Raw genomic sequence first — 14,218 nt, forward strand, 5'->3', positions numbered from 1 at the left:
CTGTCACCGTGCCGCGGGGGCATAATGACAGGCATTTAATAGATTAGGATTTAGGAGTGCAGGAACAGCGATGCCGAAATCTTATTTCGCGGGTTTAAGCACCAGCACCCAGTCATTCCCTCTGCCGCTGATCGGCGGCGTGAACGTTGCTTCCCCGCTGTTGTCATACTCGCCGATAGCGCTGTACTCCCCTGTCCGAGGATCGAACCAGGATGCTGCAACACGGCTCCCTTTCAGAATGCCAAGCGCCGCGCGGAATGGGAGTCCGTTAGGGGCGTAGATGAATCCATAATCTTCGCCGCGAGTAGCGACCATGTAGTTGGCGCCTTCGTAGTTCTCGGCGATCAAGCTTTGATCCGGTACCCGGTCGAAGAAGGACACCGACTCGATCAACCCCCGCACATGCTGCATCTGCTGTGCGCCCGGACGATGGAGTGCTTGTCGCCAGTTCATAATGAAATAGGGCTCCGGCTTCGTTGTCATCGACCAAATGGAATGATGCCCATAGGTATGGCCAAAACCGCCGGAGAACACGGCATAATACGCCCCTGTCCGTACATCCGCTTGGTCGAAGTAGCCATTAACAGCATTAAAGTTAACCGGATGATCCTCGTAACAAGGCTCTGCGTCGAATGTCGGCTTCACCGGCAATCTCTCGTAATCCGCCTTCACATGCTTATAGTTTACGCGAATCCGCTCATGATGACCGGATTGAATCATATTGAAGTCCAGCCACGACGCATCATGCAGATGCCGCGAAGAGGATGAATCGCCGCACGGATGGAAGGTAATCAGATTACGCCCGCCATCGCCTTCCCGCAAGCCAGCAGCCAGTTCATTATTAACCTCAAAATGCTCGATGGTTTGCAATGGACGGTCACCGCCAAGCACCCAGATGATGTTCGAACGATCCTTGTACCGCTCACCCAGCCATTGTCCGTATACTCTCGCATTGTCCCCGTTGAAGATCGCCGGCCCCTTGCCCCATGCAACGTTGTATTTATCGCCCCATGTCGGCAGGAATGCTACATAAATGCCGTACTCCGCCGCGCGGTCCACAACATAATCGACATGGCTCCAATAGTTATCGTCTCCGTCCAAATCAGGCAAAGTCGGGTCATAGTGTCCTTCAGCATTCTGCTTCAGCGGACGACGTCCATAAACGTTATCGACGGTCAGTCCCTCGAACTCGGCAAGTGCAACGATTTGTACCACATTGAACTTCTGCTCTGCTCTGCCTCTTAAATATTCATCCGCATCCTCGCGGTTTAATCTATGAAACAGCTCCCAGGCCGTATCCCCAAGCCAAAAAAACGGCGTACCGTCCGCTTGCATCAAAAACCTCTTGTTATCGCTGACCTTCAACTGCTGCAACGTGCTCGACATCCTCTTACTCACGCTCCTGGTATAGGTTATTGATCGGCATCTTCTAGCTGTATCCTCAGCCTATCATATATCAATTCTGTACACAATATGTATACAATAGTTTAATTGGGAGATTAGTAGAGCAAACAATAGAGCGATCGGTAGAGTAAACAACTCTTCTCCCTTCATCAAAAAGAAGCCCCGCATTCACGAGACCTGCCGCGAACACCGAGCTTCTTCCATCTTGTCGTATAGGTCTTACTTCAACAGATCCTGACGGATCGGCGTAAACGTGTCCAGCAGCGCGGACGGCTCCAGCGCCTTTGCACCGTGCCTGGCACCACTCGGGATATAGATCGTTTCGCCTTGCCTGATTACCGTCTCCGTTCCATCGATTATGAACGCCATAGCCCCTTTGAGGCAATAGGACATTTGCTCGTGCGGATGGTCATGCTCATAGCCTTCCGCGCCGCTCTCGAAATGCACTTCCATCATCATCAGACCGCCATCGGCGCGTAATATTTTGCGCCTCACGCCCGGCTCTGCCGCTTCCCATATTCCGATGTTGCTCATGATCAATTCAGTCCCTCCTTCGGCTCATCAGTATGCTTTGGGCACCGCAATCATACGCGTTACGCCGTCTTCATTCGTGAAGTATAAATGAATGCCATGATCCTGGTCGTCAATGAAATAGGAGACGAACTTGTCTTCTCCCTTCTTCATTGGCACTAACAGCGTGACGATACGATGGTTCGTCGCTTCCTTCGTTTCAGCCATCAGATGCCACTGGTTTGCGAGCCCTTCGTATTCGGAAGGATCCACATCGGTGAACTGATCATGCTGACGAAGCGTCAGTTCGCCGGACGAGGCATACACGAATCGACCATCCATTTCCGCCATGTCTCCGATCGTACGGAACGTTTGCCCTTTCAGCTCCATCTGATGAAGAGTATGCATAAGCCAGGTCACGCGGCCCGGCTGCTCCAGGTCAACTGTGTCCACGATAACGGCATACGTATCGTCCAGCCAATACACTTCACGCACAAATTGCTTCAAATACGGCACCGTCTCTCGGTACGCCTCTGTCGCGTTCATTCGGACACTCGCATATCCCGGTTTCGATGAGACTTCTTGCACGACGCCATAGGCTTCCTTACAAAGCACTTTATCTGCGCCGGCGTACTGACCTTTCCCATCGATAAGCAAGTTGTTTTTCGAAATCGTCTGCCTCCGCCAATTGCGGTGCATGGTGCTTCCATGCGCAACATAGTAGCCGCTATCAATGGCAATCGGCTCACCGAAGGCATGAAGCAGGAAGCCGTTCTGATCTCCATGGCTATGACTGATCGATCCATAAGAACTGCTCTTAACGATCAGTTGGATATGCTCACTCGGATCGTCCATCCTCCGATGAAAGGCTACCCAGCCGACATCTCGAAACCACTTGACCGGCTCAATCCTCCCCGGTTCAGGAGTCAGAGGCTCGACCGCCGGATAATCGTGAGCGTAAAGTAAATCATCAAACCGGAAATCCCACCAGCCGTAGTTATAAAACTTACTGTCGGCGTCTTTATCCCGCTCTTTGACCTGCTCGTAATACCACTGGTACAGCCCGTTGCCCGTTAAACCTGCGAATTGGCGAATGTTATACGCGGTCTTCAGGCTCGGAGGCTCACCGAGCGTGGACTGATCGCCGAAGCTTGCTCGCACCGTATCCGGGCTATGTACATATAGCGGGAAATCGCCGGTACTCGTAAAGAAAGGCCGCTCAAACAAATCGATGCCGACATACTGCCGAATGAGATTAAAAGCATCGATCAGATAGGCAAGGCCTGTCGTCCAATACATCGGCCCTTCCGCCCATCCGCCGTCTTGTCCGCCCCAGGGAGAGTACAAACACGCGTAATATTCCAGCGTGTAATCCAGCCATTCCCGGGCTTTCGGTTCTTCATGCAGCATGGCGATGCATGACGGCACAAGGACGGAAGAAAGCGACCGTACCGCATGGCTGTCGTAAGGAACACGATGAATGCGAGAGCGTTCAATTACGTGAAAAGCAACCTGTTCCGTGCGGACAAGCAAATTTGCCCGAACCGCTCCCCGCTCCTCCTCCGACAAGAATCCATGCAGCCAATCGTATCCCCAAGCCACGGCTTGCGCGATGCGAAAAGCAGCTTCATCGTTATAATCCCGTGAAGTCGTTCCTTGCGGATCCCAGGAGATCACGTGCAGCAACCAACGCTTAGCCTGCTCCACGATATGTGCATCCTCAAGCAATACACCTGCTACACTCAAATGACGAATCGCATACAGCGTTTCTTGACAGTCCATATACATCCGGCGCCACAGCTTCGCGATGCGTTTATTATCCGGGTATCGCTCCGGCTCGGCGATGAGCTCCCGTTCCATCCAAGGCCTGACCGACTTCTCGTAGAAGACATCAAATCCGCAGGTCGAAGCATCCTCTCGTATACGGCCACGAAGTGCTTCAACTCGTTCACCGTCAAGCCAAAGCCGAGGATGAGCTGTACCAGTCTCGGCGTACCTGCTCTCCGGCGCGGGCAGCGGTGTCGCCGGAATAGAAGCCGGCACGCAGAACGTCCTTACCTGGCTCCAATCCGTCTGCGAGGCCGCCCCTTCTACCAGTAAAGCATATCGCCAATAATAGACGCCCGGCTCATAGACATGATCCGGCGTATAGAAGTTAAAGGGGATAGGTCCGATCGTCTCCGCCCGATCCGCTTCGAAATGCTCGGAAGTAGAAACTTGCAGCACATACCGGTCCTCCTCCGGCTTTGCGGGCATCCAAGTGAATCGCGGCGGGTTCTCCCGCAGCTCGGTCGCCTCATTCGGTTCGTAAGGTACGGTCAATAATCCGCTGACCGGTTCGAATAGCTTGGACATGCCAATCCCTCACTTTCGCTCGTCGTTGGTGGACTCTGATTCTGATTTGATTCTATTTCCCAAATTTCTTATCGCATGAACATGCCTCCGTTTACCTCAATCGTCTCGCCGGTCAGATAGGCTGACAATTCGGAAACGAGAAACAGAGCAACGCCTGCCACATCCTCCGGCGTCCCTTCTCTTCGAAGGGGTATGCTCTGAATCGTCGCTTCTCTTGCTGCAGCAGACGTGAACGTTGCATGAAACGCCGTATTGCCGATAAATCCGGGCGATATCGCATTAACGCGGATGCCGCTGGCGGCAACCTCTTTGGCCAACCCTTTCGTGTAAGCGAGCACGGCTGCTTTACTCGCAGCATAAATGGAAGCACCCGGTCCTCCTCCGTTATGAGCAGCTACCGACGTCAAGTTCACGATACTTCCGCCTCCGGCTGCCTTCATGCCCGGAATAACCGCCTTCGAAACGAACACGGCGCTCTTGAGGTTCACATCCATAATTTGCTCGTATACTTCCTCCGTCATGTCCTTATTGGGTACACGCTGCACGAGATGTCCCGCATTGTTGATCAGCACGTCGACCCGCTGGCCGAAGGCTTGCTCCGACTCGGCTGCCAGCCGCTGCGCTTCTTCCGCCTTTGAGACGTCTGCCTGAATGGCAATCGCCATTCCGCCTTGATGCTTAATCACAGCAACTGCCTCTTCAGCAGCCTCCTTACTGTTCAGATAGTTCAGAACCACCTTCGCTCCGGATGCGGCCAACGAAACCGCTATCGCTCGCCCAATGCCTCCGCTCGCTCCCGTTATGAGCGCGACTTTCCCTGTCAAATCGATTGCCATCCCCATCGCCTTCCCTTCTTCTCGTTATGCCTACGCCGGCTCTTGCTTAAGCTCCGGCTTCGTAAGCGAGCGAACCTCATGCGGCATGCGCAGCACGATCCGCGTTCCTACGCCAAGCGAGCTGTCGACGCGCAGTCCGAATTCATCGCCGTAGACCATTTGGATTCGCCGATGAACATTCACCAATCCTATGCCTCCGCGCCGTCCATGGTTTGCCGTCTCCACCTCTATCAACCGGTTCCGATCCAATCTCTTTCTCAATTTAGCGAGCTGTTCCACCGTCATCCCCACACCGTTGTCTTCCACAAGGACAAGCAACTCGCCCTCTTCCAGGCGGGTATCGATGCGGATGAAATGCTTAGCCTCGAACCCATCTGCAAACGCGTGCTGAAAAATATTTTCCACGATCGGCTGCAGCGTCAGCCTGACCATCCCCGACAGCAGCAGCGACGGAGGGGTAGCGACTTCAATTTCGAAATCATGACCGATGCGATGTTTCTGGATGATCATATAATTGCGTACATGATTCAATTCGTTAGCCAGCGTCACTTCTTCGAGGTTCGTCTGAATCGAGTAGCGCAGCATGAACGCCATCGCCTCGACCATCTCGGAAATTTCATCGGAATCCTGCACGATCGCATAGCAATTGATCGTCTCCAGCGTGTTGTACAGAAAGTGCGGATTGATTTGCAGCTGCAGCGCCTGGAACTCTGCTTTATGCCGCTCCAGCTCGATTTCCTGCAGCTGCAGCTTTGTTTTCTGACTGCTAAGTTCCGTATCGTACACCCGCTCAATCATGTCCGAAAGCCGGCTTACCATGAGGTTGTAGCTGTGAATGAGACCGCCAATCTCGTCATCCCGCTGCTTGCTTTCGATGCTGATCCAGTTTCCTTTCTCCGTCTCGCGCATCCCGTTCTTAAGGGTTCGAATGGGACGAACAATGGAATTGCCAAACCGGAAGGCGAGGAATAACGCGATTACAAGCGTCACAAGACCAACCGTTACGATCGTCGAGCGAATACCGGAGATCGGCTCACGCAGCTCATCAAGCGGCATCGATACTGCGAGGCTCCAGCCCGAATAAGTAGATTTATGCGAGACGATTAGCATCTTCTTCCCATTCATCTTCTCGATGAAGCGCGTATTCTCACCGGTTGCGATTCGCTTCGCAAGCCCGGTCTTGGCCAGTTCGTTCTTCGTGCCGGCAACCGGTGCGTATACGATGGACCCTTCCGAATCGAGAATGAAGAAGAAACCGTTCTCGCCAAGATCGACATTGTTCCATAACGTCGCCAACTGACTTTCGTTCAGCTCGATCGCAAGAATGCCTTTCACTGCATAAGAGGAATAACCCCTGATCTTCCGGGCGATCGTAACGACACGCTCGCCATTCATAAGCGCCGTGTTCAATATTGCAATCTTGCCGTTGTCGGGCGTCTTCGCTTTCAATTCCTCGTACCGGTTCGTCGGGTCGACCGTAAGCGAAGAGAAGCTTTGATTCTGATCGAAGATGGACCGTCCATGCTCTCCCAATATGTAAATCATGTGAATCTGAGTCGGATACGTGATGAATATCTTCTGAAACACATCCTGACGAATGCCGTTGGCAAACCGGTAATACTCGTAGCTATCCGAGGGGTCCATATCCAGAAACCGTTTGACGGACTGCTGGGATAAAATCGAATTGCTTACCCGTTCGAACGTTTCGAGCTGTTGGTCGGTTTGTGCCCCTGCATTCTCGATTACCGTAGAAATATAGCGCTCGACCTGCTTATCGATAGCAGCCGAAGATTTCAGGTACGTGAAGATCCCGACTGTAGACAGGGAGAACAGGATGACGATCAGAAAATAGAGAAACAGCTTTCGCGATAAACTTAGCTTCATCCGCGAATCCCCAGCGATTCCCGGTATTCGGACGGCGTTTGCCCGCTGTATTTCTTGAAGGTCTTTGTAAAATGCGGATGATCGGCAAATCCGACTTCAGCAGATACATCCGTAATCTTATGATGCGGCATCGATAGCAGCCGTTTCGCTCTCTCCATTCGCCGCTTCGTCCGGTATTGCACGAACGTCTCATTCGTCATTTGCTTAAACAACTGACTGAAATACGAAGCATTCAGGCCCAGCTTGTCGGCCACTTCCTCAAGCGATAATTCACGGCCCAGATGCTGCTCGATATAGCGCTTGGCTTCCTCGACCGGATCCTTCAGATTGCCTTTTCGTTTGGAACGCAATTGCTCCATCATCAAGGTTGCCGATTCCCCAAGCCAGGTGATCGCGGCCGATTCCCGGTCCGCCGGCCGCAGCGGCCGTTCGAACGGATACACATCGCGCGCGTTTAGCCGATCCGCCAGTTTACCCGAGAGCTCTTGCATCAGCTCTCCAACCATCTGGGCGTCGAACTTGCACATCGCGCAGTACTGTTCCATGCTCGCGATCACGGCTTGAATCGATTCGGAGCGCAAAAACCAGATGCCGTCCTGCAGCCGATCCAGCCATTCTTCCGTCAGCTTCAGCGGAATATAGGCAGCTTGCCGCTGCGCTTCGAGGCCGGCAATCATTTTCGCAACCGTTTGGCTCACAGCCGCTTTGGTTACCGGCTTCAGCAAATATTCCTTCACCCCAAAAGACATGCACTGCCTGGCATATTCGAAATCTCCGTAACCCGATATAATGACGACCGGCAGGTCAGGATACTGCTCATTCAACCGGCGGCAAAGCTCCAGACCGTCCATCTTCGGCATTTTAATATCGGTAAACAGCAGGTCGGGACGGTTCGCCGCTATTTTCATAAGCGCATCCTGTCCGTTGTCTGCCGTTTCGGCATGGCAAATAGAAGGATCGGCTTCGCCGATCAGCTTCTGCAGCCCTTTGCGAATCATGGGTTCATCATCGACGACTAAGATGCGGTACATAGCTGTGTCCTCCTTGATTGCCGTCTTCAGTCGGCAATCCGGTTATGGAGCAAGATGCTCCCCCAGCCAAGCAGGAGGAGCATCCGAGTCTCTTACTGTCATTTTAGTGCATCGCGAGCGTTACTCGAAAGCGTTTTCTTTACTATTAAACCGGGTAGTTGCTTCCTCAATGACTTCGTTGCCGCCCTTGGAAAGATACTCCTCCAGCACCTTGCCGTAATTGTCGATCGGCTCTTTGCCATAAACCATCTTAAGCACATGCTCAAGCACCAGAGGCGGAAGCTGATCGGATAGCGGGCTCAAATCCGGATAATTCATGAACGCTTCCAGTCTTGGATCAAACTCGATGCCTCTGCGCCCTTCCTTCGTCAGCAGGTTATCAAATGCATCGACCATTTGTTTGCCCGGCTCCGAAAGCTCGGCGATGAATTTGTTGTACGTCGTATCCTGTACCATCCACAGCCAGTAGTTCAAGTAACGCTGCTTGTTCGTGCCTTCCTCATCTGTAGGAGGCGTGTAGGTAATCGTGCCGCCATCATTCTTATAATCTTCGCCTTCGATCCCGTAGCTGAAGAACTCCTGCGCTTGCTCGCTGACCATCCAATCGAAGTACTTGATGATGTCAGCCGCTTTGTCCTTAGCAGCCACGTTGATAAAGTAGGACCGCGTAACCGGGTTATAGTGGGCGTAACCGCCTTTCCCGTCATCGCCAACCGGAGAAGGAATGAGTGCAACTTTCGCGCCGGGAACGTTTGTTGTAAGCTGCGTGCCCCAGATCGGAAGCTCGTTGGCATTCATCGACCACATACCTGCTTTGCCGCTAGTGATGATGCTCTTGAAGTCCGCGCTTTCGATAGTAGCGAACTCTTTGCTGATCAAGCCTTCGTCGTACATCGTTTTGTACGTCTGGATGGCTTTCTTCATTGCTGCGTCATCGAAGAAGGTGGGCTTCACTTTACCGTCCGGGAACTGCTTGAATTGGTTCAAATAGCCAAGCACATCATACGAACCGAAGAACGTGTCCGCGTATTTGAAGTTCTTGCGGCCCATGTAGGGATGCTCAACGCCGAGCTCTTTGAACGCCCGCAGCACATCAAGTGTTTCCTCCACCGTCTTCGGAATCGGTTTGCCGGCTTTCTCCAGCAGGTCGGTCCGGATCCAAGTGGCCCGTCTCGATGGATTGCTCAGCACTTCCGGAATCCCGTAAATGCTGCCTGTCTTCGCATCCGTCAATCGATCCCATGCAGCTTGTGGAAGGAACTTGAGCAAATTCTGGCCATGTTCCTTGAGCAGATCGTTCAGAGGCAGGAACACCCCGCTTTGCACGGCGCCGCCAAGCTCTTGGCCGCTAATGCCGCCGCTGCCCTGGACAACGTCCGGAATGTCGTTCGTCGCGAACATTTGAATCATTTTGTCCTGATACTCGTTATGCGGAATAAGCCGGATATCGAGATCGGTGTTCGTCATTTTCTCCAATTGGAGCACGTACTTGTCTTTATTAATGTCCGGATTCTGTTCCACGTAAGGGACGTTCAGCGTCCGCATGGAAATCGAGAATTTGGTCGGTTCCGCTGCTGCCGGCGTTTCCTCTTTGTTGTTCGTTGCAGTCGCCGAGTTTGCCGGCGTATTCGCTGCCTGGGATGGTTCATTGTTGTTATTCTTTGAGCAGGATGACAGCATCGAGATGGATAGTGCGGCAACCGTGGCTAATACGACAAGCTTTCTCATAAAATCCCCCTCATCTCCTCAGTCGGCGTTTATCGATCAGTAGAGCGCTTTCAAAACTCAACCTCAGTATAGGTACGAACGATGCACGGCCACAATGGAGTTTGTTTGGCTTCGTTTGTCATTTTTCTATATTTCTGATTCATAATCTCATTATCAAGATTTGATAGAACCGATCAGCATCCCCTTAATAAAATAACGCTGCATGAACGGATACAGCATGATAATCGGCAAAGTCGCCACGAGAATGACGGCCATCTGGACCCCTTGTACCGATTGGGAGGCAATATCGAATGGTAAATTACCGGTATCGACCAGGTCATCGTTAATGAGCAGCTCCCGCAGCTTCACCTGCAGCGGGTACAGCCTTCTGTCGTTCAAATAATACAGGGCATCCATGTACTTGTTCCAGTTTGTTACCGAATAGAAGATGCCGATTGTCGCCAGTGCAGGCTTGGACAACGGGAGCATCAAGCTCCAGAGTATCCTCATTTCGCCGCAGCCGTCAATCCTGGCGCTGTCGATCAGCTCCGTCGGGATTTGGACGAAGAACGACCGCAGCACGATCATATTAAACGCACTGATCGCGGTAGGAATCATAAGCGCCCACAACGTATTGATCAGATGGATTTCCCTCATCAGAATAAATTGCGGGATCAGCGGCGCCGTGAAGATCATCGTCATCAAGACAAACAGAAGCACGTATTTGCGTCCAACGTATTCCGCCCGCGACAGTGGATAGGCCAAGGATGAAGTAGCGGTCAGATTAATGAGTGTACCGACGACTGTGATATAAACGGTAATCCCGAATGCCCGCCAAATCGAGACGTCATCGAAGACGTAGCGGTAATAATTGAGGGTGAAGTCGACCGGCCAGAACATGACATCCCCGCGGTCAATCGCCGCCGCTCCGCTAAACGACTGAGCAATCACATTTAGAAAAGGGAGTAGCATCGTTAGCGACAGCCCTGTTAAGACCAAATAGTTTGCGATGAGAAACAGCTTCCTGCTCCAATGCTCGCGCCGAATCACGGCCACCCCTCCTTCAATACAACGATTCTCCGGTTGCCTTGCGGCTTAATGTGTTGGCGATCACAAGCAGGACCAAACCCACGACCGATTTGAACAGCCCAATGGCAGTGGCATAGCTGTATTGCATTTGCTTCAAGCCGGCCTTGTAAATATACGTGTCCAAGATTTCGCTATTTGTAATGTTCAGCGGATTCTGGAAAACAAAGACGCGTTCAAAGCCATAATCCATGAAATCCCCAATCTTGAGCAGGAAAAGCACCGTAATGACCGGCAGCAGAGATGGAAGCGTGATCCGGAGGGTCTGCTTCCAGCGGCCTGCGCCATCGATTTCCGACGCCTCATACAATTCCGGGTTGATTCCGGTCAACGCAGCCAAGTAAATAATCGTGCCCCAGCCTACATCGCGCCACAACCCCGAGCCGACCAAGATGGCCCGTATATAGGAATCCTCGCCCAGAAAGTAGATCGGCTCGATGCCGAACCAGCCGACAATGACATTCACGATGCCGGAAGTCGGAGAAAGCATGCCGACGAAGATCCCGCTCACGATGACCCAAGACAGGAAGTGCGGCGCGTAAACGATCGTCTGGACAATCTTCTTGTACACGGCTAGCCGGACTTCATTGAGCAGCAGCGCAAGTATAATCGGTGCCGTGAAGGCGATCAGAATATCGAGAAATCCCAGAATGAGCGTGTTTTTCAAAATCCGCAGAAAGTCATAATGCTGGAACATGCGCTCGAAATGCCGGAATCCGACCCAGGGGCTTCCGCCGAATCCGGAGAAGATATTATAGTTCTGGAACGCAATGACCGAGCCGAGCAACGGCACATACTTGAAGACGATGAAATAGACGATGCCCGGAATTGAAATCAGATATAACGTCCGGTACTTCCACATGAAACCGAACAATAGCCGTCCCTCCCTCGTGATTATCGTTTCTGCCTACTCTCATCCTAGCGTTTCAACGCGGGAGCCAACAATGGAATCGCTTTAATAGCGCTTGTGTTTTTTTTAGGTTGCCGAATCCAGTGCCGAGGATATCGATATTCCGAAAAGCGCAGTAAAAAAGCCTTCGACACCACTGGTTCGGTGGGTCGAAGGCTCTCTACTCCAGATGCACGCCGCTCGTGCGCTGATCCAGCATTTTGCGGACGATTGTACCCATATGGGCTCCTGCCTCGACGGGCGCGGTCCCTCCGGCATGAATGTTGGATAAGACGGTTCGGCTGCTCTCGATCATTCCCGCACGCGGGCGGTAACACATATAGGCGCTCATCGACTTCGAAGAGACGAGTCCAGGCCTTTCCCCAATTAGTAAGACCAGTACCTCCGGTTCCAGCAGGTCCCCAATATGATCCATCACGGCAACCCGTCCTCCGCGTACGAAGAACGTTGTCCCGGTGGAGAGACCCCGTTCGCTGAGTGAATCTAGCAGTGAGGGATAAACATCCGCGAGATTAGCCGTCACTGCGTTCGCGCTCAGTCCGTCGGAGACGACGATTTGTACCTGGGGCCGCCGCTTGCATCTCTCTAAGATGACCCGAACTCCTTCTTCGGTAATGACGCGGCCCATGTCTGGTCGTTTCAAGTAATTCTCTGTATTTACGAAGCAAGTTTCGACGGTAAACAGCCCGTATTCATCCAGCAGCGACTGGCTGACGCTCCCATAGATGGAATCCACCGCAGCGGCATGGTCACAGCGAAAATGGAGCCACTCCCTCGTAAGCGGACGCGTGCCCGCCCGCCATACGCCGATACGTGCAGGCGTGCTCGCGATGAGCTCCGACATCCCTTCCTCCCATTTGGGATTCGGTATATGAGCTGTACGAGGACCGTCGAACGCATCTTCCACCGTTAAGCCATCGACTGGATCACCAACAGATCCTCTGTCCTCCGAAGGCTGCGATGGAGGTGGGGATGGTGACTGCGCCGGTGACTGTGACTGTAACTGCGATATTTCGGTCGGCGATATCGACGGCGACGGAGCGATGCGTTTCTCCAGTTCTGCCATGACGCGATCAACCAGCTGCTCCACGGATAGTTTTGAATGCATGCCCGCTTCCTCCTTTTGCGCTCAAATCATGAAGAGGCTGGGGTCGCCTGCCAGCGGCGTCAGCCTGCCGTTCTCCATCAGTCCCATTCGAACGAGCCACTTCTCGAACTCCGGTGCCGGCCTTCGCCCCAGCGTCTCCCGCAGCGTCGCAATATCGTGGTAGCTCGTAGATTGATAGTTAAGCATGCAATCGTCCGCCATCGCGACACCGATGATGAAATTCACCCCGGCAGCCGTAAGCAGCACAGCCAGATTATCCATATCATTCTGATCCGCCTGCATATGGTTCGTGTAACAGACGTCGACGCCCATCGGCAGTCCATGCAGCTTCCCCATAAAATGATCCTCAAGCCCAGCCCGGATCACCTGCCTGCTATCGTAGAGATATTCCGGGCCGATGAACCCGACGACCGTATTGAGCATGAAAGGCCGATACTTTCTGGCGAGCCCGTAACATCGGGCTTCGAGCGTCACCTGATCGATGCCATGATGAGCTTCGCCGGAGAGCTCCGACCCTTGCCCGGTTTCAAAATACCACAGGTTCGGCCCCGCTCCCGTCCCCTCCTTATGAATCAGCTCATGCGCCTCATCGAGCAGCCCCACACTGATGCCGAACGCGCTGTTCCCTTTCTCGGTGCCGGCTAAGCTCTGGAACATCAGATCCGCCGGCGCACCGCCGCGAATGGCGCGCATTTGCGTTTTCACATGGGCCAAGACGCAGTTCTGCGTGGGAATCTGCCACTTGGTCATCTCTTCCTTCGTCGCTTCGAGCAGGCTCTTCACGCTGTCGGCCGTATCGATGACCGGATTCACGCCAATGACGGCATCCCCGATGCCGTAGCTTAGCGCTTCGAATAAGGAAGCTTTTACGCCTTGAATGCGGTCCGCGGGGTGATTCGGCTGCGCCCGCCCGGCGAGAACGCCTCGCTGCCCCATCGTGCTGTTGCAGCTCGTAATAATCTCCGCCTTCGAAGCGGCTTGAATCAAATCCAGATTGCTCATCACCTTCGTAACGGCGGCAATCATCTCGCTCGTTAAGCCTCGGCTCAGGCGACGGAGCTGCTCTTGACCGGTATCCTGCCGCAGCAGATATTCCCTCAGCTCGCCGACGCTCCAATTGCGAATCTCGGCAAAGATCCGCTCGTTAACCGCTTCCTCAATAACCCGGGACACCTCGTCCCCCTCGGGAGCAATAAGCGGATGATCGCGAATATCGCCGAGTGTCAGCTCGGAGAGCACCAGCTTCGCGGCCATTCTCTCTTTGGCATCCTCCGCAGCGATTCCCGCCAGCTGATCGCCGGACTTCTCCTCATTGGCCTTCGCCATCACGGCTTTCAAATTATGGAATTGAAAACTTCTGCCGAACAGGTTCGTCTTCAGCTTCATC

Annotated in this window: 11 protein-coding genes; all 11 read right to left on the reverse strand. The window is 53.2% G+C overall.

All coding sequences use genetic code 11. From position 1 onward, the window contains the following. Positions 1–81: 81 nt before the first annotated feature. Entirely contained in the window at positions 82–1,386 is a 1,305-nt protein-coding gene (locus BM412_RS19985; RefSeq protein ID WP_091222261.1) for a glycoside hydrolase family 140 protein, read from the reverse strand. A 237-nt stretch (positions 1,387–1,623) separates the two neighbouring features. Then, complete coding sequence (locus tag BM412_RS19990) at positions 1,624–1,938, reverse strand: cupin domain-containing protein (protein WP_091222979.1); 315 nt, start codon at positions 1,936–1,938, stop codon at positions 1,624–1,626. A gap of 27 nt (positions 1,939–1,965) precedes the next feature. Then, complete coding sequence (locus BM412_RS19995) at positions 1,966–4,269, reverse strand: DUF4962 domain-containing protein (protein ID WP_091222264.1); 2,304 nt, start codon at positions 4,267–4,269, stop codon at positions 1,966–1,968. A 68-nt stretch (positions 4,270–4,337) separates the two neighbouring features. Then, on the reverse strand, positions 4,338–5,105 hold the full coding sequence (locus BM412_RS20000) for an SDR family NAD(P)-dependent oxidoreductase (RefSeq protein ID WP_091222981.1): 768 nt from the start codon (positions 5,103–5,105) through the stop codon (positions 4,338–4,340). Between the two features lie 30 nt (positions 5,106–5,135). Next, a complete protein-coding gene (locus tag BM412_RS20005) occupies positions 5,136–6,989 on the reverse strand; it encodes a cache domain-containing sensor histidine kinase (protein ID WP_091222265.1) in 1,854 nt (617 codons plus the stop codon). Further along, on the reverse strand, positions 6,986–8,020 hold the full coding sequence (locus tag BM412_RS20010; protein ID WP_091222267.1) for a response regulator: 1,035 nt from the start codon (positions 8,018–8,020) through the stop codon (positions 6,986–6,988). The genes BM412_RS20005 and BM412_RS20010 overlap by 4 nt, the downstream gene beginning before the upstream one ends. A gap of 120 nt (positions 8,021–8,140) precedes the next feature. Further along, the gene (locus BM412_RS20015; protein ID WP_091222270.1) at positions 8,141–9,748 is read right to left on the reverse strand and encodes an extracellular solute-binding protein; all 1,608 of its coding nucleotides are present in this window, start codon (positions 9,746–9,748) and stop codon (positions 8,141–8,143) included. Between the two features lie 153 nt (positions 9,749–9,901). Beyond that, positions 9,902–10,777 (reverse strand): carbohydrate ABC transporter permease, encoded by an 876-nt coding sequence (locus tag BM412_RS20020; RefSeq protein ID WP_256256469.1) that lies wholly within the window; start codon positions 10,775–10,777, stop codon positions 9,902–9,904. A gap of 13 nt (positions 10,778–10,790) precedes the next feature. Further along, positions 10,791–11,675, reverse strand: coding sequence for an ABC transporter permease (locus BM412_RS20025; RefSeq protein WP_091222985.1), 885 nt, complete (start codon positions 11,673–11,675; stop codon positions 10,791–10,793). A 208-nt stretch (positions 11,676–11,883) separates the two neighbouring features. Next, a complete protein-coding gene (gene eutC / locus BM412_RS20030) occupies positions 11,884–12,831 on the reverse strand; it encodes an ethanolamine ammonia-lyase subunit EutC (protein WP_091222272.1) in 948 nt (315 codons plus the stop codon). Positions 12,832–12,852: 21 nt separating this feature from the next. Then, positions 12,853–14,217 (reverse strand): ethanolamine ammonia-lyase subunit EutB, encoded by a 1,365-nt coding sequence (locus tag BM412_RS20035; RefSeq protein WP_091222275.1) that lies wholly within the window; start codon positions 14,215–14,217, stop codon positions 12,853–12,855. Position 14,218: the final 1 nt, after the last annotated feature.

Source organism: Paenibacillus sp. BC26, from assembly GCF_900116125.1.
Classification (GTDB): Bacteria; Bacillota; Bacilli; order Paenibacillales; family Paenibacillaceae; genus Paenibacillus_Z; species Paenibacillus_Z lignilyticus.